Origin of the sequence: Streptomyces sp. NPDC006372, assembly GCF_040612515.1 — a bacterium.
Taxonomy (GTDB): Bacteria; Actinomycetota; Actinomycetes; order Streptomycetales; family Streptomycetaceae; genus Streptomyces.
This window is the reverse complement of the sequence record NZ_JBEXQJ010000024.1, coordinates 103060-122618: the sequence shown is the minus strand read 5'-3', so window position 1 is coordinate 122618 and position 19559 is coordinate 103060. Positions and strand designations below refer to the sequence as shown.

General features: G+C 71.3%; 18 protein-coding genes and 1 tRNA gene. 11 read left to right on the top strand and 8 right to left on the bottom strand.

Features of this window, described 5'->3' with window-relative positions:
* Window positions 1-6 precede the first annotated feature (6 nt).
* Window positions 7-1422 carry an FAD-linked oxidase C-terminal domain-containing protein gene (locus tag ABZ016_RS29300; RefSeq protein WP_356919694.1) on the bottom strand — a complete coding sequence of 472 codons (1416 nt, stop codon included), beginning with the start codon at window positions 1420-1422 and terminating at the stop codon, window positions 7-9.
* A 92-nt stretch (window positions 1423-1514) separates the two neighbouring features.
* Between ABZ016_RS29300 and ABZ016_RS29295 the strand changes: the two genes are divergently transcribed.
* Window positions 1515-2972: a tetratricopeptide repeat protein gene (locus tag ABZ016_RS29295; RefSeq protein WP_356919693.1), complete on the top strand. Its 1458-nt coding sequence runs from the start codon at window positions 1515-1517 to the stop codon at window positions 2970-2972.
* 492 nt (window positions 2973-3464) lie between these two features.
* Here the strand turns inward: ABZ016_RS29295 and hppD are convergent, their stop codons facing one another.
* Window positions 3465-4610: a 4-hydroxyphenylpyruvate dioxygenase gene (gene hppD, locus ABZ016_RS29290; RefSeq protein ID WP_356919692.1), complete on the bottom strand. Its 1146-nt coding sequence runs from the start codon at window positions 4608-4610 to the stop codon at window positions 3465-3467.
* Between the two features lie 124 nt (window positions 4611-4734).
* Here hppD and ABZ016_RS29285 point away from each other — a divergent pair, with 124 nt between their 5' ends.
* The 7 genes from ABZ016_RS29285 to ABZ016_RS29255 are packed head-to-tail and all read left to right on the top strand — an operon-like array spanning window position 4735 to window position 9694.
* Window positions 4735-5205 (top strand): Lrp/AsnC family transcriptional regulator, encoded by a 471-nt coding sequence (locus tag ABZ016_RS29285; protein ID WP_020277695.1) that lies wholly within the window; start codon window positions 4735-4737, stop codon window positions 5203-5205.
* 19 nt (window positions 5206-5224) lie between these two features.
* Entirely contained in the window at window positions 5225-5872 is a 648-nt protein-coding gene (locus ABZ016_RS29280; RefSeq protein ID WP_356919691.1) for an ABC transporter permease, read from the top strand.
* Window positions 5865-7124, top strand: coding sequence for a betaine/proline/choline family ABC transporter ATP-binding protein (locus ABZ016_RS29275; protein ID WP_356919690.1), 1260 nt, complete (start codon window positions 5865-5867; stop codon window positions 7122-7124). The genes ABZ016_RS29280 and ABZ016_RS29275 overlap by 8 nt, the downstream gene beginning before the upstream one ends.
* Before the next feature lie 11 nt (window positions 7125-7135).
* Window positions 7136-7921 (top strand): ABC transporter permease, encoded by a 786-nt coding sequence (locus tag ABZ016_RS29270; RefSeq protein ID WP_356919720.1) that lies wholly within the window; start codon window positions 7136-7138, stop codon window positions 7919-7921.
* The gene (locus ABZ016_RS29265) at window positions 7918-8883 is read left to right on the top strand and encodes a glycine betaine ABC transporter substrate-binding protein (protein WP_356919689.1); all 966 of its coding nucleotides are present in this window, start codon (window positions 7918-7920) and stop codon (window positions 8881-8883) included. Before ABZ016_RS29270 ends, ABZ016_RS29265 begins: the two co-directional genes overlap by 4 nt.
* 51 nt (window positions 8884-8934) lie before the next feature.
* Complete coding sequence (locus ABZ016_RS29260; RefSeq protein WP_356919688.1) at window positions 8935-9510, top strand: winged helix-turn-helix domain-containing protein; 576 nt, start codon at window positions 8935-8937, stop codon at window positions 9508-9510.
* A 13-nt stretch (window positions 9511-9523) separates the two neighbouring features.
* Window positions 9524-9694, top strand: coding sequence for a hypothetical protein (locus ABZ016_RS29255; RefSeq protein WP_356919687.1), 171 nt, complete (start codon window positions 9524-9526; stop codon window positions 9692-9694).
* Here the strand turns inward: ABZ016_RS29255 and ABZ016_RS29250 are convergent.
* The 4 genes from ABZ016_RS29250 to ABZ016_RS29235 all read right to left on the bottom strand — a co-directional run bounded on the left by ABZ016_RS29250 (window position 9691) and on the right by ABZ016_RS29235 (window position 15062).
* Window positions 9691-10482, bottom strand: coding sequence for a S16 family serine protease (locus ABZ016_RS29250; RefSeq protein ID WP_356919686.1), 792 nt, complete (start codon window positions 10480-10482; stop codon window positions 9691-9693). The genes ABZ016_RS29255 and ABZ016_RS29250 overlap by 4 nt on opposite strands.
* 75 nt (window positions 10483-10557) lie before the next feature.
* Window positions 10558-11199 carry a helix-turn-helix domain-containing protein gene (locus ABZ016_RS29245; protein ID WP_356919685.1) on the bottom strand — a complete coding sequence of 214 codons (642 nt, stop codon included), beginning with the start codon at window positions 11197-11199 and terminating at the stop codon, window positions 10558-10560.
* A 295-nt stretch (window positions 11200-11494) separates the two neighbouring features.
* Window positions 11495-13294, bottom strand: coding sequence for a DEAD/DEAH box helicase (locus tag ABZ016_RS29240; protein WP_356919684.1), 1800 nt, complete (start codon window positions 13292-13294; stop codon window positions 11495-11497).
* A 181-nt stretch (window positions 13295-13475) separates the two neighbouring features.
* On the bottom strand, window positions 13476-15062 hold the full coding sequence (locus tag ABZ016_RS29235) for an MFS transporter (protein ID WP_356919683.1): 1587 nt from the start codon (window positions 15060-15062) through the stop codon (window positions 13476-13478).
* A 226-nt stretch (window positions 15063-15288) separates the two neighbouring features.
* On the opposite strand from ABZ016_RS29235, the gene ABZ016_RS29230 reads away from it, so the two are divergent.
* Window positions 15289-15360: transfer RNA gene (locus tag ABZ016_RS29230), tRNA-Cys, on the top strand.
* A 239-nt stretch (window positions 15361-15599) separates the two neighbouring features.
* Window positions 15600-16334: a DUF4365 domain-containing protein gene (locus ABZ016_RS29225; RefSeq protein ID WP_356919682.1), complete on the top strand. Its 735-nt coding sequence runs from the start codon at window positions 15600-15602 to the stop codon at window positions 16332-16334.
* 65 nt (window positions 16335-16399) lie between these two features.
* On the opposite strand, the gene ABZ016_RS29220 is transcribed toward ABZ016_RS29225, so the two are convergent.
* On the bottom strand, window positions 16400-16888 hold the full coding sequence (locus tag ABZ016_RS29220; RefSeq protein WP_356919681.1) for a DUF6083 domain-containing protein: 489 nt from the start codon (window positions 16886-16888) through the stop codon (window positions 16400-16402).
* A 223-nt stretch (window positions 16889-17111) separates the two neighbouring features.
* On the opposite strand from ABZ016_RS29220, the gene ABZ016_RS29215 reads away from it, so the two are divergent.
* Window positions 17112-18338: an LPXTG cell wall anchor domain-containing protein gene (locus ABZ016_RS29215; protein WP_356919680.1), complete on the top strand. Its 1227-nt coding sequence runs from the start codon at window positions 17112-17114 to the stop codon at window positions 18336-18338.
* 10 nt (window positions 18339-18348) lie between these two features.
* Here the strand turns inward: ABZ016_RS29215 and ABZ016_RS29210 are convergent, their stop codons facing one another.
* Window positions 18349-19518, bottom strand: a complete 1170-nt coding sequence (locus ABZ016_RS29210) for an SUKH-4 family immunity protein (protein WP_356919679.1) — start codon at window positions 19516-19518, stop codon at window positions 18349-18351.
* Window positions 19519-19559 lie beyond the last annotated feature (41 nt).

Sequence of the window (19559 nt, the reverse complement as noted above, 5' to 3'; positions counted from 1 at the left end):
TCGGTGTCAGAAGAGCTTGCCCGGGTTCAGGATGTTCAGCGGGTCGAAGGCCTGCTTCACGGCCCGCTGCATCTCCAGCCCCACGGGGCCGATCTCGCGCGCCAGCCACTCCTTCTTCAGGACGCCGACGCCGTGCTCGCCGGTGATGGTGCCGCCGAGCTCCAGGCCGAGGGCCATGATCTCGTCGAAGGACTCGCGGGCGCGCCGGGACTCGTCGGGGTCCGCCGGGTCGAAACACACCGTCGGATGGGTGTTGCCGTCCCCCGCGTGGGCGACGACCCCGATGGTGAGCCGGTACTTCTCGGCGATCCGGTCGACCCCTTCGAGCATCTCGGCGAGCCGGGAGCGGGGCACGCACACGTCGTCGATCATCGTCACGCCCTTCACCTTCTCCAACGCGGTGAGCGACAGCCGCCGCGCCTGGAGGAGCAGTTCGGACTCGGCGGCGTCGTCGGCCGGTACGACCTGGGTGGCGCCGGCGGCCTCGCACAGCGCGCCGACGGCGGCCAGGTCGGCAGCCGGGTCGGTGCTGTCGAACGCGGCGAGCAGCAGCCCCTCGGTGCTCTCCGGGAGGCCCATCTGGGCCAGGTCGTTGACGGCCTTGACCGTCGTACGGTCCATGAGTTCGAGGAGTGACGGGACGTGGCCGCCCTCCATGATCCGGCACACCGCGTCGCAGGCGGCGGCCCCGGAGGCGAACTCGGCGGCCAGCACCAGCTGCTCGGGCGGCTTGGGACGCAGACCGAGCACGGCCCGTACGACGATGCCGAGCGAGCCCTCGGAGCCGACGAACAGGCGGGTCAGGTCGTACCCGGCGACGCCCTTGGCGGTGCGGCGGCCGGTGGACATGAGACGGCCGTCGGCCAGCACCACGTCCAGTCCGAGGACGTACTCGGCGGTCACCCCGTACTTCACGCAGCACAGGCCGCCCGAGGCGGTGCCGATGTTGCCGCCGATGGTGCACATCTCCCAGCTGGAGGGGTCCGGCGGGTAGTACAGGCCGTGTTCGCCGACGGCCCGGGAGAGGGCGGCGTTGATCACGCCGGGCTCGACGACGGCGATGCGGTCCACCGGGCTGATCTCCAGGATCCGGTCCATCTTCGTCAGGGAGAGCACGACGCAGCCCTCGGAGGCGTTCGCCGCGCCCGACAGGCCGGTGCGGGCGCCCTGCGGGACGACCGGGACGCGCAGGGCGGTGGCGGTGCGCATCACGTGCTGGACCTGTTCGACCGTGCGGGGCAGCACGACGACGGCCGGGGTGCCGGCCGGGCAGAAGCTCGCCATGTCGTTGGCGTAGGAGGCGGTGACGTCCGGGTCGGTGAGGACCGCCTCGGCGGGAAGGCCGCTGAGCAGGAGGTCGATCAGGTTCCCGGACGTTTCGGTGTCCTCGGAGCTGCGCGCTTCGATACGGCTCATGATCAAAGGTTCGCACCCGGGGCCATCGGTGTGAACCCCGTCGGCGGCACCCTTCGCCTGCCCGGGTGTGGTCGTCGTACTGACGCACAGTGAGCGTCATGGAGAACCAGCAGGAGGGCCCGAACGGGGAGGCGCGCGGTCCGGACCGGGAGGCGCGCGGCCGTTCGAGACCCCGCTTGCGCGGCTCGCGGGTGGTGCTCGCCTGCGTCGCGGGGTGTGCCGTGCTCGGCGGGGTGCTGGTGCTGCTGCGTCCGGAGGAACGGCCCGAGCCGCCGGCCCCGCCGTCGCCGGGGGCGGTGGCCATGGCGGCGGTCACCACCGGGGTGCCGGCCGCGCTGCCCGACCTGGCGGAACTGATCGACGAGCGGGAGAAGCGGCTGCGCAAGCACCCGAAGGACGCCCGGTCCTGGGCCGTGCTCGGGGCGGCCTACGGCGAGCAGGGGCGGCGGCTGGCGGACCCGGCGTACTACCCGCGCGCCGAGAAGGCGTTGCGTACGTCGCTGAAGGCACGGCCGAAGCGGAACACGGAGGCCCTGGCCGGGCTGGCCGCGCTGGCGGGCGCGCGCCGGGACTTCCCCGCCGCGCGCCGGTGGGGTGAGGCGGCGCTGAAGCTGGAGCCGCGGAGGTGGACGACGTATCCGCTGCTCATCGACGCCTACACCGGGCTCGGCGAGCACGAGTCGGCCGAGCGGATGCTGGAGCGGCTGACGGAGCTGCGCTCGGGGCCGGCCGTGCTGGCGCGGGCCGCGGGCGTCTACCGGGACCACGGCCGGCGCGAGGACGCCGCCGCCGCGCTGGCGGACGCGGCGGCGGGCGCGCAGGCCCCGGCCGAACGGGCCGCCTACCTGGAGCGGGCCGGGCAGCTGGCCTGGGAGCGTGGTGACCTCCAGGACGCGCTGCGGTACTTCCAGGAGGCGGTGCGCCTCGACCCCGACCAGCGGGCCGCGCAGGCCGGGCAGGGCCGGGCGCTGGCGGCCCTGGGCCGGACGACGCAGGCGCTGAGCGCGTACCGGGTGGCGCTCGCCAAGCAGCCGTGCCCCCGGTACGCCCTGGAGCTGGGCGAGTTGTACGAGGCGCTGGGCATGCCGGAGGCCGCCCGGGTGCAGTACGACCTGCTGCGCGAGCGGGTGCGGGGCGCTGCCGCGGGCGGGGCCGACGAGGAACTGGTGCTGGGGCAGTTCGAGGCGGACCACGGCGATCCGCGGGCCGCGGTACGGCGGTTGCGCGCGGAGTGGCGCCGGCAGCCCGGGACGGAGGTGGCCGACGCGCTGGGCTGGGCACTGCACCGGGCCGGGAAGCACGAGGAGGCGCTGCGGTTCGCGGTGCGGGCGACGGACGAGAAGCACAGCGGCGGGGTGCGCAGCGCGGTGTACACGTACCACCGCGGCATGATCGAGCGGGAGCTGGAGCGCTACGGCGCCGCCCGGCGCCACCTCACGGAGGCACTGCGCATCAACCCGCACTTCTCGCCCCTGTACGTACGGGTGGCCCAGTCGGCGATCGACTCACTGGGGGAGCCGCCGGACGTGGGGGTGCCGGAGATGGGCGCGGGCTGACGGGAGCGGGGCCCGGGCGGGATCCACCGGGACGGGCCCCGACGGCCGAGGTCCGGGCGCGCACGCCCCGGGCGGGCCCGGACGGGCGCGGTCCGGGCGGGCGAATCCCCGACGGCCAAGGCCGGGACGGGCGGGCCGGACGGGCGCGGGCCGGACCGGCGAGTTCCGGGCGGGCCCGGATGGACGGCACCCGGCGGGGTCCCCGACGGCCGAGGCCGGGACGGACGGGCCGGAGGGACAGGCCCCGGGCAGGCGCGGTCCGAACCGGCGAGTGCCGCCGGCGGTGTAGCGGCGACTGCCGAGGTCCGGACCGGCGAACCCCCGACGGCCGAGGCCGGGACGGACGGAGCGGACGGACAGGCCCCGGGCAGGCGCGGGCCGGACCGGCGAGTGCCGCCGGCGGTGTAGCGGCGACGGCCGAGGTCCGGACGAGCGGGGCCCGGGGCGGGCGGGTGCCCCGTGACACCCGCACGGCCCTGGCCGGCTCTCGGGCTACAGGTTGCCGCGGCGGGCCTGTTCGCGTTCGATCGCTTCGAAGAGGGCCTTGAAGTTGCCCTTGCCAAAGCCCATCGAGCCGTGCCGCTCGATGATCTCGAAGAAGACGGTCGGACGGTCCTGGACCGGCTTGGTGAAGATCTGCAGCAGGTAGCCGTCCTCGTCGCGGTCGGCGAGGATCTTCAGCTCGCGCAGGGTGTCGATCGGGACCCGGGTCTCGCCGACCCACTCCCCCAGAGTGTCGTAGTACGAGTCGGGCGTGTTGAGGAACTCGACGCCGGCCGCCCGCATCGTACGGACCGTCTGCACGATGTCGTTGGTGTTGAGCGCGATGTGCTGGACGCCCGCGCCGCCGTAGAACTCCAGGTACTCGTCGATCTGGGACTTCTTCTTGGCGACGGCCGGCTCGTTGATCGGGAACTTGACCTTGAGCGTGCCGTCGGCGACGACCTTCGACATCAGCGCGCTGTACTCGGTGGCGATGTCGTCCCCCACGAACTCCTTCATGTTCGTGAAGCCCATCACCTTGTTGTAGAAGCCGACCCATTCGTTCATACGGCCGAGTTCGACGTTGCCGACGCAGTGGTCGATCGCCTGGAAGGTGCGCTGCGCGGGCGGTTCGACGATCGGCTGGGCCGCCACGTAGCCCGGCAGGTACGGGCCGTCGTAGCCGGAGCGCTCCACGAGGGTGTGGCGGGTCTCGCCGTACGTGGCGATGGCGGCCAGGACGACCGTGCCGTGCTCGTCCTTCTGCTCGTACGGCTCGGCGACCGAGCGGGCTCCGTGCTCCAGGGCGTAGGCGTACGCGGCGCGCGCGTCCGGCACCTCGATGGCGAGGTCGACGACGCCGTCACCGTGCTCGGCCACGTGCTTCGCGAGGAAGTGGCCCCAGTCGGTGGCGGGCTTGATGACCGAGGTGAGGACGAAGCGGGCGGAGCCGTTCTCGAGGACGTACGCAGCGGTCTCGCGGTTGCCGTTCTCCGGTCCGGAGTAGGCGACCAGCTTCATGCCGAAGGCGGTGGAGTAGTAGTGCGCAGCCTGCTTGGCGTTGCCCACGGCGAAGACGACCGCGTCCATTCCCTTGACCGGGAAGGGGTCGGCCTGCCGTGCGGTGTCGGGAGTGTGGTGTGTGGTCTGCGTCATAGCCGCAGGGTCTCCCCACTCGGCAAGGTGCGCAATAGTTTGCGTCTCCGCTGGGCAATCTGTTCAGCGGTACGGCCGTATCACCGGCCTTTCTGTACAGGATGACCACCCCCGGGAGGCTGCTGTGGCGATCGATCATCTGGACGGCCGGATCATCCTGCTGCTCGCCCGGGAGCCGCGGATCGGGGTGCTGGAGATGTCACGGCGGCTGGGCGTGGCCCGCGGCACGGTGCAGGCGCGGCTCGACCGGCTTCAGTCGAACGGAGTCATCCGCGGCTTCGGCCCCGAGGTGGACCCGGCGGCGCTCGGCTACCCGGTGACGGCGTTCGCGACGCTGCAGATCCGGCAGGGTCAAGGCGCCGACGTGCGGGCCCACTTGGCGACCGTGCCCGAGGTGCTGGAGCTGCACACCACCACGGGCAGCGGGGACATGCTGTGCCGGCTGGTGGCCCGCTCGAACGCCGATCTCCAGCGGGTGATCGACCGCGTCGTCGGTTTTGATGGCATCGTCCGGGCCTCCACGGCGATCGTCATGGAGAACCCCGTTCCGCTGCGGATCATCCCGCTCGTGGAGCAGGCCGCGGAGGAGACCTGACGTCTAGGGGTGAGCGCGTGTGAACTTCTGGGAGTACCTGCAGAACCGGCACCAGCAGCTGCTCACGGACGCCTACCAGCACGCGAGCGTCGTCTTCCAGTGCATGGTCGTGGCGACCGTGCTCGGGGTGCTCATCGGCGTGGTCACCTACCGCAGCGAGTGGGCCGGGAACGTCGCGACGACGACCACGGCCACCATCCTGACGGTTCCGGCGCTCGCCCTGATCGGTCTGCTCATCCCTGTCGTGGGGCTGGGCGTGCCGCCCACGGTCATCGCGCTGACGCTGTACGGGCTGCTGCCGGTGGTGCGCAACGCCATCGTCGGCCTGCGCGGGGTCGACCCGTCGCTGGTGGACGCGGCCGACGGCATCGGCATGTCCCGCCCGGTCCGGCTGCTGCGGGTCGAGCTGCCGCTGGCCTGGCCGCCGATCCTGACCGGGATCCGGGTCTCCACCCAGATGCTGATGGGCATCGCGGCCATCGCGGCGTACGCCTCCGGGCCCGGCCTCGGCAACGTCATCTTCCGCGGCCTCGCCTCGCTGGGCAGCGCCAACGCGCTCAACCAGGTCCTCGCGGGCACCCTCGGCATCATCGTCCTGGCGCTGTTGTTCGACGCCGCGTACGTCCTGATCGGACGGCTGACCATCTCCAGGGGGATCCGTGCCTGAGACGAGTGATCACGGCGCCTCCATCGAGCTGGAGGGCCTGTCCAAGCAGTTCCCCGGCAGTGCGCAGCCGGCCGTGGACAACGTCAGCATGGAGATCAGGGCGGGCGAGGTCGTCGTCCTCGTCGGCCCGTCCGGCTGTGGCAAGTCGACCACGCTCAAGATGATCAACAGGTTGATCGAGCCGACCGGGGGCCGTATCCGGATCGGTGGTGAGGACGTCACCGACATGGACCCGGTCAAGCTGCGCCGCAAGGTCGGCTACGCGATCCAGTCCGCCGGGCTCTTCCCGCACATGACGGTCGCCCAGAACATCGCGCTGGTACCGAAGATGATCGGCTGGCCGAAGGCCCGGATCAGGGAGCGGACCGAGGAGCTGCTCGACCTCGTCGGCCTGGACCCCGGCGAGTTCCACGACCGCTACCCGCGCCGGCTCTCCGGCGGTCAGCAGCAGCGCGTGGGCGTGGCGCGGGCCCTCGCCGCCGATCCCCCGGTGCTGCTGATGGACGAGCCGTTCGGGGCGGTGGACCCGATCACGCGTGACCACCTCCAGGACGAGCTGATCCGCCTCCAGCACGAGTTGCACAAGACGATCGTCTTCGTCACGCACGACTTCGACGAGGCGATCAAGATCGGCGACCGGATCGCCGTGCTGCGCGAGCGGTCCCACATCGCGCAGTTCGACACCCCGGAGGCCATCCTCACCAACCCGGCCGACGACTTCGTCTCCGGGTTCGTGGGCGCGGGGGCGGCGCTGAAGCGGCTGAACCTGACCCGCGTCCGGGACGTGGGGATCACCGACTACCCGACCGTCATGATCGACGATCCGTTGCAGCAGATCTTCAACCGGCTGCGGGCCGGCGGCACCAACGAGGTCCTGCTGCTCGACCGGCGGCGCCGCCCCTACAAGTGGCTGCGGCGGGGCGACCTGATGCGGGCCCGGGGCTCGCTGGCCCGGGCCGGGACGCTGGTGCACGACACGGTGACCCGGGACGCGACCCTGCGGGACGCGCTGGAGGCGGTGCTGACCGACAACGCGGGGCGGGTGGCGGTGACCGGGCGGCACGGCGAGTACACGGGCGTGGTCGACATGGAGACCCTCATGAACTCCGTGCACGACCTGCTGGAGGCCGACCGCCTCGACGCGCTGGAGCACCAGCACGAGCTGGAGGAACTGCGGGCGGCGCAGACGCACGCGGAGCAGGAGGGTGACCTGGGCGTCACCGGCGCCGGCGGCGTCGGAGGGGCGCGGTGACCGCTCCCGAGGTGGAGCAGGAGGTCACCGAGCCGGCCGCGCAGGCGCCCCGGACCGCGCCCGTGCCTCGCATCAGCCGGCAGAAACTGACCCTCCTGCCCGTCGCCCTGGTGGCGGTGCTGCTCGCCACCTGGCTCTGGTTCCAGCAGGCCGACCTGGACGCGCTCACCCGGAACGCCCTGTCCGGCGGCCAGGTCTCCAAGGCGCTGTGGCAGCACATCCAGCTGACCGCGATCTCCACGTTCTTCGTGCTGATCATCGCGATCCCGCTGGGCATCCTGCTGACCCGCGGGACGTTCCGCAAGGCCACCCCGGTGGCGATGGCGTTCGCCAACACGGGCCAGGCGACCCCGGCGATCGGCCTGCTGGCGCTCCTCGTCATCTGGCTGGGCATCGGCCGCAGAGCCGCCCTGATCGGCATGATCATCTACGCCATCCTGCCGGTGCTGTCGAACACGATCACCGGGCTGCAGGCGAACGACCCGACGCTGCTGGAGGCGGGCCGGGGCATCGGCATGTCGCCGACGGGGGTACTGACCCGTGTGGAACTGCCGCTCGCGGTCCCGCTGATCCTCGCGGGCGTGCGCACGGCTCTCGTCCTGAACGTCGGTACGGCGACCCTGGCGGTCTTCGGCGGGGGCGGCGGCCTCGGCGTGCTGATCACGACCGGGATCACCAACCAGCGGATGCCGGTGCTGGTCCTGGGCTCGGTCCTCACGGTGGCGCTCGCGCTGCTGGTCGACTGGCTGGCCTCGCTCGCCGAGCTGCTGCTGCGGCCGCGGGGACTGCAGCCATGAGGGGGCGTACGGGGCTGGTCGCCCTGTCGTTGCTGGTGGCGGCTTCCGGCTGCGGTCTGACCAGCGGCTCCCCCATGAGCGACGACGTGCAGCCGGGCTCGATCGGCCGGGGCGAGCCGCTGAAGGGCGCGCATCTGACGGTGACCTCGAAGTCGTTCACCGAGCAGCTGATCCTCGGCTCGATCATGGGCATCGCGTTCGAGGCGGCCGGTGCGGACGTGATCGACCGCACCGGCATCCAGGGCTCGATCGGCAGCCGCGAGGCCGTCCGCAAGGGCGACGCCGACGCCGGGTACGAGTACACGGGCACGGCCTGGATCACGTACCTGGGCCACAGCAAGCCCATCGTCGATGCGCACGAGCAGTGGGAGGCGGTACGGGAGGAGGACGCGGCGAACGGACTGACGTGGCTGCCGCCGTCGTCGCTCGACAACACCTACGCGCTGGCGATGAACCAGGCGAACGCGAAGAAGTACGGCACGAAGACGATGTCGGACGTGGCGAAGCTGGCGAAGCCCGACCCGGAGGCCGTGCGGTTGTGCGTGGAGGTCGAGTTCGCGAACCGGGCGGACGGGTTGCCGGGCATGCAGAAGGCGTACGGGATGGATCTGCCGGCGCGGAACATCACGCAGATGGACACGGGGATCATCTACACCCAGACCGCGAAGGGGCGCTGCACGTACGGGGAGGTGTTCACGACCGACGGGCGCATCAAGTCCATGAACCTCGTGGTCATGGACGACGACAAGAAGTTCTTCCCCAACTACAACGCGGCGCCGATGGTCCACACGAAGACGCTGAAGGAGTGGCCGGCGATCGCGGATGTGCTGGACCCGGTGACGGCGAGGCTGAACAACACGGTGGCACAGGATCTCAACGCGAAGGTGGACGTGGAGGGGGAGGATCCGCATCAGGTGGCGTTGGACTGGATGGTGAGGGAGGGGTTTGTCAGGGAGGGGTGAGTTACAAAGAAGGTGTTGCAAAGATATCTTTGCAAGGCTATCTTTGCACGCATGCCCGACGAACCGGCTCCCCGACTGCTCGATGCCCGCTCCCTGCGAGGTCTGGCTCATCCTCTGCGGATGCAGCTGCTGACCGCGCTGCGACACGGCGGTCCCGCCACGGCCTCCCAACTAGCCGAGAAGCTGGGCGAGTCGAGCGGTGCCACCAGCTACCACCTACGGCAACTCGCCGCGCACGGTTTCGTCGCCGACGCCCCTGAGCGCGGAAAAGGACGGGAGCGCTGGTGGAAAGCGGCGGACCAGGGCATCCGGATCGACGAGACCCTGATCAAGGACCCGGATCCGACCGTACGGGGAGCCGTGGCCCTGCTCCGGTACGAGATGGCCAACGTTCACACCCGGGAGATCGCAACCTGGCTCGGCAACGCGAGCGAGTGGGGCGAGGAGTGGGACGGCGCCACGGACCTCAGCGACTTTTCGCTGAGGCTCACTCCCGAACTCGCCCGTGAGCTGGTCGGCAAGATGCACGAGCTCGTCCAGAGCTACCGCCCCCTGCCCGAAGGCACCCCGGACGCCGAGACGGTACGCGTCCACACGCACGTCTTCCCCAGCCAGACGAAGCTGTGAAAGGCCATAACCCATGCACCCGGACATCCACCTCGCCCTGCACCACGCCCGCGCCGCGGAACTCCGCGCCGAGACCGGCACCCGCCCGGTCACCCGGAACCACGACCTCCGTACGCGCCTCGGCTGGACCCTCATAGAGGTCGGTCTGAAGCTCGCCACACCGCCCAAGCCGGCCACTGCCTAACAGCTGGGCACGGACCCCTTCCCGGTCTCCAGAGCCACCAGCGAACTCACCGCACCCTTCAGGCTGGTCACCGGAACCAGCCGCAGCCCCTTCGGCAGTTCGGCGCGGGCGTCGGCGCACTCCGCCTTCGGGACCAGGAAGACCGTCGCGCCGTCACGCCTCGCGGCCTGGGTCTTGAGGGCGACGCCGCCCACCGCGCCGACCTTGCCGTCGGCTTCGATCGTGCCGGTACCGGCGATGACCCGGCCCCCCGTGAGATCCCCACCCGTACCGTCCCCGTCGAGCTTGTCGACGATGCCCAGGGAGAAGAGCAACCCGGCACTGGGCCCGCCCACGTCGGCGAGCTTCAGGCTGACCTTGACGTCCTTGCCGTCGAGGCCGAGGTAGCCGAGCGCGGCGTCGGTCGCCGCGTTCTGCGACTCCTTCATCTGTGCCTCGTTGTGCCGCTCGATCTCCTTGACGCTGTCCCCGCTCGGGTAGACGGAGTCGCGCGGCATGACCGCCCGGTCGCTGCGGAACCAGCTGTCGACGACGTCGGGAAGGGAGACGCGGGTGTCCGGGGAGGTCGCCTCGATGGTCGTCATGCGCAGTTGCCCGCGGGTGTCCCGGGCCGGCGCACCGGAGATGGTGATCACCTGGGTGCCCTTGTTCTTGCCGAGCACGTTCGCCGTCAGCCCCGGCTGCGCCACCGAGAACGGCAACGGCGCGAACACCGCCGTGGCGATCAGGGCCACGACGGGCAGGGCGCAGACGGCGAGGGCCTGGGGGCGCGTGAGGCGAGAGAACACGGGATCAATCTAACGCGGGGGCCGGATCCGGTCCGGACCAGGTCCACGAGGGCCTGACCGGCGGCTCCGCGGACGTCAGCTCAACGCCTCCGCGACCTCCCGTGCCGCCTCGACGACCCGCTCCCCCACCCGCTCCGGCACCACGTCCGCCAGCATCACCACGCCCACGCTCCCCTCCACGCCGGTCACCCCCAGCAACGGGGCCGCCGCCCCGCAGGCCCCGGCCTCCAGTTCCCCGTGCGTCAGGGTGTAGCCCGGGTCCGCCATCGAGTGCTGCCGGGCCGCGAGTATCGCCTTTCCCGCGGCGCCCCGGTCCAGGGGGTGCCGGAACCCGGCCCGGTAGGCGACGTGATAGTCCGTCCAGGTCGGCTCCACCACGGCCACGGCCAGCGCGTCCGCACCGTCGACCAGCGTCAGGTGTGCGGTCGCGCCGATGTCCTCGGCGAGCGACCGCAGCGCCGGCATCGCCGCCTCCCGCACCAGCGGATGGACCTGCCGGCCCAGACGCAGCACGCCGAGCCCGACCCGGGCACGTCCGCCCAGGTCACGGCGTATGAGCGCGTGCTGTTCCAGCGTGGCGAGCAACCGGTACACGACGGTCCGGTTCACACCCAGCCGGAGGGAGAGCTCGGTCACGGTCAGCCCGTGGTCCGTGTCGGCGAGCAGCTTGAGGACACGTAGTCCCCGGTCGAGCGTCTGAGAGGTCTCCGCGGTCACGACGCCCACTCCTTAGTGGTGAGGTCGGCGGCCCTCTGGCGGCGGATGCGTCACCGAGTCCCGTCGGCAACGCGCTTCAGAGGCCGCCCATCGGCCGGCGGCCCGGCCTGTCCGGACCGCGTCGCTTCACGGCTGCGCTCCGCGGCGGCGCTGCCACGGGGCGTGTGCGTAGCCGGACAGTAGCGAAGGGGGTTCGCTGAGCGGAAGGCTCCGTCCAGAATCCGGGCACGGGACGGGGCGGACTGCTCGAATATGCGGCGGTATGCGCACGCCCCACCCGCAGGGGACGGCGGCGTCACTTCATCCGCGTAGCCCACTCCTGCACCTTGGCGATCCGCTGCCGCAACTGCCCCGCCGTAGCCTCAGCCGCCGCGGGCCCCCCGCACACGCGCCGCAGCTCCGTGTGGATCACGCCGTGCGGCTTGCCGCTCTGGTGGACGTACGCGCCGACCATCGTGTTGAGCTGCCGGCGCAGCTCCATCATCTCCTTGTGGGAGACCACCGGCCGCCGCTCGGCGGGCACTTCGAGCAGGTCGGCCTCCGCGTCCGGCTTCTTGCGGCTGTGGGAGATCTGCTTGGCCTGCCGCTTCTGCAGCAGCAGCTGGACCTGGTCGGGCTCCAGCAGCCCGGGAATGCCGAGGTAGTCCTGTTCCTCCTCACTCCCCGGGTGGGCCTGCATGCCGAACTCGGCGCCGTTGTACATGACCCGGTCGAAGACGGCCTCGGACTCCAGCGCCTCGAAGGAGAACTGCTCCTGCTCGCCGGTGTCCTCGTCCTGCTCCCTGTTCGCCTCCTCCATCTCCTTCTCGGATTCGGCGTACGGGTCCTCCTCGCCCTGCTTCTTGGGCTTGTCGAGGACGTGGTCGCGCTCGCGCTCCATCTCGTTGGCGAAGGAGAGCAGGTCGGGCACGGTCGGCAGGAACACGGAGGCGGTCTCGCCGCGCCGCCGGGACCGTACGAAACGCCCGACGGCCTGGGCGAAGAAGAGCGGGGTCGAGATGGTGGTGGCGTACACGCCGACCGCGAGCCGCGGCACGTCGACGCCCTCGGACACCATCCGCACCGCGACCATCCACCGGTCGTTGCTGGCGCTGAACTCGTCGATCCGCTCGGAGGCCCCGGAGTCGTCCGACAGCACGAGGGTCGCCTTGTCGCCGGTGATCTCCCGGATGAGCTTGGCGTACGCACGCGCCGAGTCCTGGTCGGAGGCGATGACGAGGGCGCCCGCGTCCGGGATGGCCTTGCGGACCTCGGTCAGGCGCTGGTCGGCGGCGCGCAGCACGGACGGCATCCACTCACCGCGCGGGTCGAGGGCGGTCCGCCAGGCCTGGCTGATGGCGTCCTTCGTCATGGGCTCGCCGAGTCGCGCGGCGATCTCGTCACCGGCCTTGGTGCGCCAGCGCATGTTGCCGCTGTAGGAGAGGAAGATGACGGGCCGCACGACGTTGTCGGCGAGCGCGTTGCCGTAGCCGTAGGTGTAGTCGGCGGCGGACCGGCGGATGCCGTCGTTGCCCTCCTCGTACGTGACGAAGGGGATGGGGTTGGTGTCGGACCGGAAGGGCGTACCGGTCAGGGCCAGCCGCCGGGTTGCCGGTTCGAAGGCCTCGAGACAGGCCTCGCCCCAGGACTTGCTGTCACCGGCGTGGTGGATCTCGTCGAGGATGACGAGCGTCTTGCGCTGCTCCACCCGGTTCCGGTGCAGCATGGGCCGGACGCCGACACCCGCGTACGTCACGGCGACCCCGTGGTACTCCCGGCCGAGCGGCCCGGCGCTGTACTCCGGGTCGAGCTTGATGCCGATGCGGGCCGCGGCCTCGGCCCACTGCTTCTTCAGGTGCTCGGTCGGCGCCACCACCGTCACCTGCTGGACGACGTGGTGGTGCAGCATCCAGGACGCGAGCGTCAGCGCGAAGGTCGTCTTGCCGGCGCCCGGGGTGGCGACCGCCAGGAAGTCCCGCGGCTGCTCCTGGATGTACTTCTCCATGGCGCCCTGCTGCCAGGCGCGCAGCTTGCTTGCGGTACCCCAGGGGGCGCGGCCGGGGAACGCCGGGGACAGGTGGTGCGAGGCGGAACTGGTGCCGGCGGTGGTAGTCACGGTCTCCGTTGGGGGTCGGGCGGCTCGTGCGAGGGAGCCTGACGGCTCGGCTACGTATGACAACCGGGCCACCCTACCGGCGCCCCGAGCCCGTCAACGCGCGGACCGGGCCACGTCACCTGTGGGTGGGACCGACGTCACAGCTCCCCCGTCACCGTCCGCGGTCGACCGGATCGCAGGATCACCGTCGCCGTCCCCTCAACCGCGTCGACACCCACGCCCCCACCAGCGCCACCGCCGCCATCGGCAGGAACACCGCGGTGAAGGCGGCCGGGTGGGAGCCGGATGTGTGGGTGGTCGTGTGGGACAGGGTGCCGCCGCCCAGCGCGGCGAAGGCGGCGCCGCCCGCGGAGAGCAGGACGACGTTGGAGAGGCCGTCGGAGATCTGGAGGGCGGCGGAGTTGGTGCCGGCCTCCTCGGGGGCGGAGAGTTTGAGCAGGAGGACGCTAGTGGAGGAGATGACGAGGCCCATCCCGAAGCAGCCGAAGGCCCAGGCGACCGCCAGGGTCCAGACGGGCACGGAGTCGATCAGCACACTCGGGGCCGTGGCGATGGCCGCCGTCACCAGCAGCATGCCGACGGTCGTCAACCGCTCCCGGTACGGCTCGACGCGCGACCGCGACTGCAGCCATGAGCCCAGCGCCCACGTCCCGCCGCCCGCGGCGAGCGAGAAACCGGCCAGTGTCGGACTGAGCCCGCGCTGAGTCACCAGCATCAGCGGCACGAACGACTCGGCGGCGATGAAGGACCCGGCGGCGACGCCGCGCAGCAGCACGACGGAGGGCAGTCCGCGAGCGGCCCGGTAGGTGCCCTTCGGCAGCAGCCCGAGCACGGCCGGCACCAGCAGGGCGAGTCCGGCGGCGCCGGGCAGGAGCGCGAGCGGGCGCAGGTCCTGGGCGGCGTACTGGAGCAGTCCGGCGCCGAGCGAGATGGCGAGGGCGAGGCGGATGCGGCGGCGGTCGAGGGAGGCGGGTGGGTTGTTCGCCGGGGCGGGCTGACCGGTCGTCTGCGACGGGGCAGGCGTGATGGGCCGGTCGGCGAGGGCGGTCCGTTCCGCGGGGGCGGGCAGATCCGCCGGGGCGGGTCTCTCCTCCGAGGCGGGCTTCGCAGCGGTGTGTCCCGCCGGTCCGGACGCCCGCCGCCGTATCTGCGGCAGTGCGAGCGCGAGCGGGAAGACGACGAGCACGGGTATCCCGGTGAACACCCACCGCCACCCCAAGTGCTCGGTCACCGTGCCGGCGGCGAGCGGGCCGACGATCGACGGCAGCACCCAGCTCGCGGCGAACGCGGCCATGATGGCTGGCCGCAGCCGCTCCGGGTAGGCCCGCCCGACGACGACGTACAGCGCGACGATCACCAGCCCGCCGCCGAACCCCTGCACGGCCCGCCCCAGGATGAACACCCACATCGACCCGGCGGTCCCGGACAGCAGCAGCCCCGCCCCGAAGGAGGCGATGCCCGTCGTCAACGGCCCGAGTGGCCCGCGCCGGTCCGACCACTGCCCGGAGAGCACCATCCCGAACAGACTCGTCGTGAAATACCCGGAGAACGCGAACGCGTACAGGGACACCCCGTCCAGTTCCCGGGCCGCGACAGGCATCGCCGTCCCCACGGCGGTCGCCTCGAAGGCGATGAGCAGGACGACGGAGACGATCCCGACGCTCAACGCCCGGTACGCCGCCCCCAGTACCCCTGTCTCCCCCTCGGCGTCCGAGGGCAGTTCAGCGGCCTCCACTACTTCGGCGTCACGCGGCTCAGGGACGGTCATGCCCGTCAGCGTAAGGTCCACGGGCCGCTATGACCCCTGTCCCGAGACGGTCCCCGCCTGAGACCTTGGTCGTACGCCCCTCCGCTCGGCCGGGCGCCCTTCATGAACTGCGTGTGGCAGTCACATTGCAGCCCGCCAGTCGCCCTTGAGCCCCACCCCACCCCGGCCTACGGTCACTACACCGAGTTCAAACACGGCCGTGTGCCAAGTGGTTCGTACTCGGCCCGGCCGTGTGCCCGAGTGGTTCAGGGGCTCGCCTGCAAAGCGAGTTACGTGGGTTCGAATCCCGCCACGGCCTCTACAGCCTGAACAGGTGAACAACAGGGCGGCACCCCTATACAGGGTGCCGCCCTGCTGTCGTCCGTCTCGGTTTCCGTCTCCGGCGTCGTCCATCCGACACCTCTGAACACCGCCTTCGGTCTCCAGGCAGTCGTCCCCAAAGGCGGCCTGCGTGTCAGTAGCTCGCCGTAACCTGATCCGCACACGACTTGAGGGGGATCGATGCCGAGGGTGCCGGAGAGCCGCCGCATCGGACGCATGGCGGTGAACGAGCTGCGTGCTCTGCTGGAGCGGCACGGTCACATCGTGCAGGAGATCGATGGTGGTAACGACCACGGCGAGGATCTGCACGTCACCTTCGTCCAGAACGGGCAGCGGACAGAGGATTCCGTTGCCATACAAGTCAAGGGCGGGGTTTCGACTCGGACCAGGCGCGGGCACCGCGTCCCCGTCGGCGATCACGGAGACAACTGGCGCGATGGCACCCTGCCCGTGCTGTGCGTAGTCCACGATGCCGAGAGGGGCGGCCTCTTCTGGGCCAATGCGACCCGTCAACTTCGTCGAGCCAGGGCGTTGCGCAAAACGGCGAAGTCCATCGTCGTCTCCCGGGATTCCGTTCTCGATGACGCGAGCCTCAACGCGTTCGTGCAGGGCATGCGGCACTACCTGGCCCGGGAACGCGAGGGAGTCGGAAGGTGGGCAGACATGGCCGATGTCGAATTCGCCCCGGACGACATAGTCAAACCCTTCGAGAACGAGGTCTACGAACCCATGGTCTTCTGGCAGCGCCGCGGCCAGGCCCACGCGGTCCTGCTCCACCACGATCTCGACTGGGAGCCGGTGCACATCCAGGAGGGGATGCTCCACTTCGGGCCGATCCCGTCGGTCGGCCAAGTCATCCTCGACATCGCGGAAGCACACTGGCTGATGGGCTGCTTCAAATCCACGGAGTGGTGGCGGCGGCCGATCGAGCAGCCCGACTCCGTCACTTGATGCGGCGGGCCGGCTGGTGATGGCGCCGGGGGCCCCGGGCCGCCACCTGGTACGGGTTAGCGGCGTCAGCCCGCGTTCGGGAGTGCCGGCGGGTCGGTGTCGCCGTCGGCCTTCCGGCGTGCCCTGCGCGCGTTTTCCGCGCGTACGGCGTCCAGCCATCGCCAGATGCCCGCCTCCTCCGGGCTCAGACCGGGGCAGGCGATGCGATGCGGGACGCGGCACACCGCACCGGGTGCGGGCTCGTCCTCGCGGCTGTTCCACGCCGTGCCGTCCGAGTCCACGTACCAGCGGTGCCATGCGGGCACCATGTGCGCGGGTACCGGCATGCCCGGTTCGAGAAGGACATGCGTGCCGTAGTAGGTGACGTGCCGCTCACCGGTCAGCCCGCAGTGGGGGCATTCGGGCGGGGCGGGCGGCTCGGGCCCGGCGGCGCCTTCCGTCGCGGCCTGTGCCCGGTCGGCGTTCTCCCACGGCCGCGGCGCATCAGGGGGCCGCTGCCGGTGTCCGTCGGGGCCTGGTAACGGGATGATGCTCGACTGGTCTGTGTCCCCCATGACCCCGAGCATGTGCGGGAGTTCAGGGGCGCGGAAGGGCGCGTTCAGGGCGCAACGGGGCAATCCGCCGAGCACCCGGAACGGCGCACCAGGCGATGTCCGGCCCGGGAGAAGTCCCGCACAACCTCAAGCGCCTCTCGGATGTCCAGAACATGACCGGTAGCCCACGCTCCGGTCGTCGTGCCTCCCGGGGCCGACGAGGAATCCGACGAGGAGAATCACCGTGCACCTCCGCCCTTCGGCAGCCGTCCTGGCTGCTGCCGTGATCGCCGTCGCCGGTCCCGCTGTCGCCGCGCCCCTGGCGCACGCGGAGGGCGGCGAGCCCGAGCTGGTCGTGTCGGCCCTGCCGTCCGCGACTCCCAAGCCGGGTGAGGTCTACGACAAGTCCGTCACCCTCACCAACAAGGGCACGGCCGCCGTGGACGGGGTCACCTTCCGGGTGCGTCTGACGCGTGGCCTCGACTTCCCCGAGCAGGTCAAGGGCTGCACCTACTCGACCGTCGAGGACCAGGTACGGCAGGCACTCTGCGAACTCGACACGGTGATCGCACCGGGCGCCTCCGTCACCACGCCCGTCCGCTTCAAGGCCCTGGACAAGGCCCTGATGGAGTCCGTCGAGTACGGCACGAGCGCGACCGGTGACGCCCCGGGCGAGGGATTCGACGACAGCTACCGACGGCTCACCCTGACCGCGGACAACACCGCCGATCTGGTCGCGGTCGGTGAGGAGATGGAGGCGCTGGCGGGCGGGGAGCAGTCGGTCACGGCGACCCTGCGCAACGACGGACCCGGCTGGGTGCAGAACCAGGAGAGCGACGACCTCCCGGGCCTGCTGGTGCAGATCCCGCCGGGCACCGTCGCCGTCGGCGTGCCCAAGGACTGCGCGCCGTTCGGGATCGACGGGCCGAGCGGACCGCAGGGGACCACGGGCGAGCCCAAGTACGTCTGCTGGCCGCAGGACGGGACCCTCGACGTCGGCCAGTCCCTGATGTACACCTTCACCTTGAAGATCAAGAAGTCCGCGCAGGACACCGAGGGCGAGATCAAGGCGTCGTCCGTCTACGACATCGCTCCCAAGTACGACAGGAACCGCGCCAACAACACCGCTCTGATCAGCATCGACCTGCCGAGCGACAACGAGCCCGGGCCGAGCCCCTCGGACGGTGCCTCCGACGGCGGTTCGGGCAACGGAGGGAACGGCAACGACCCGGAGGGCCAGGCCGTCGGCGGCACGGGGGCCACGGCCTCCGCCTCGGCATCGACCTCGCCCGGTACCTCGACCGGCGGCGCCTCCACCGGCAGCACGAGCGGCAGCACCACCGGCGGCAACCTCGCTTCCACCGGCTCCGACGGCACCCCGCTCCTCGCCGGTGCCGCGGCCGCCGCCGCGGTGCTCGGTGGCGGTCTGGTCTTCGCCGTACGCCGCCGCAGCGCCTCCAAGTCCGCCTGACGGCAGGGCGTCAGAGCACCCCGCCCGCCTCGTCCTGGAACGCGTCCGTCCAGTAGTGGCGGACCGGTCTGCCCGCCGTCACGCCCGTGGGGTCCACCGTCGACAGGACCTGGAGCATCGTCATGGCCAGCTGGTCGTAGGTGTCGGTCGTCAGCTCGTGGGACGACTGGGCGTCTATCGCGCGCTCGCGGTGCAGCAGCCAGAGGGTGAAGGCGAGGGTCGAGACGTCCGTGTTGAGGGGGTGCAGTGTCGCGTCGGGTTCGTTCCAGTTCAGGACCGCGCCCGTCTCGCCGTCGACGACCAGGCTGTTGTCCTCGACCAGGTGGCCGAGGCGGATCAGGCGGTGGGCTCCGGCGGGGAGTTCCGCCGGGACGTCGGTGTCGGCGTAGTACTCGGCGAGCGTCGCCAGGGGGACGTCCGTGTCCAGGGAGAAGACGTGGGCGTCCTCCGGGAGGCCGACCTCGCGCAGGAAGCGGCGGGTCGGCTGGTGGGTGAGGGTGGTGGGGAAGTCGACGTCCTCGAAGCGGGCGACCTTGCCGGGGCCGAACTCCTGGTCCAGGAGGCGGTGCGGGAGGTCCAGGGCGAGGCCTGACGCGCCGCCCCGGCCGGCCACCAGCGACAGGGGGCGGATCAGGGCCGCCATCTTCCAGAACGGGGCCGGTTCGCCGTCCGTCCCGTCGCGGAAGACCGAGAGCAGGTGCTGGGAGGCCTCCGCGACCGCCTTCGGGCCGTAGCGGCCGGCGTAGGAGGCGAACTGGCCGCGCAGGCCCGCCAGTTCGTCCGTCGCCTCGGCGAAGCGGACCAGCGTGCGCAGCGAGGGGGCCAGCGGGCGGCGGTCCATCAGGTCGGGGCGGTCGTGCAGGAAGTACGTCGTCGAGATCTCGCCCGTCGCGCCGTCCAGCAGGACCGACTCCGTCTCCAGGCCGCCGGGGCCGAGCAGTCCGCCTATCACCAGCTGCTCGCGCAGCTCCGCCGGCAGTCCTTCCGGAGGGACGTCGCCCGTCGAGTCCGCCACGCTCCGCAGGCCGTCGCGGCGGAGCTCGGTGAAGCTCACCACGCCGTTCCCGGAGGGCAGTCCGGGGCCGGTCAGCCAGTGCCGCGTGGACGCGTGCGTCACCCACGGGTCCAGCTCGGCCTCGGTCAGGGTGATCACCGCGGTACCGGCGTCGGTCGTACTCATGGGCTCCCCCGCATGTGCTTGCTCACCGTCCCCTGGCGGAG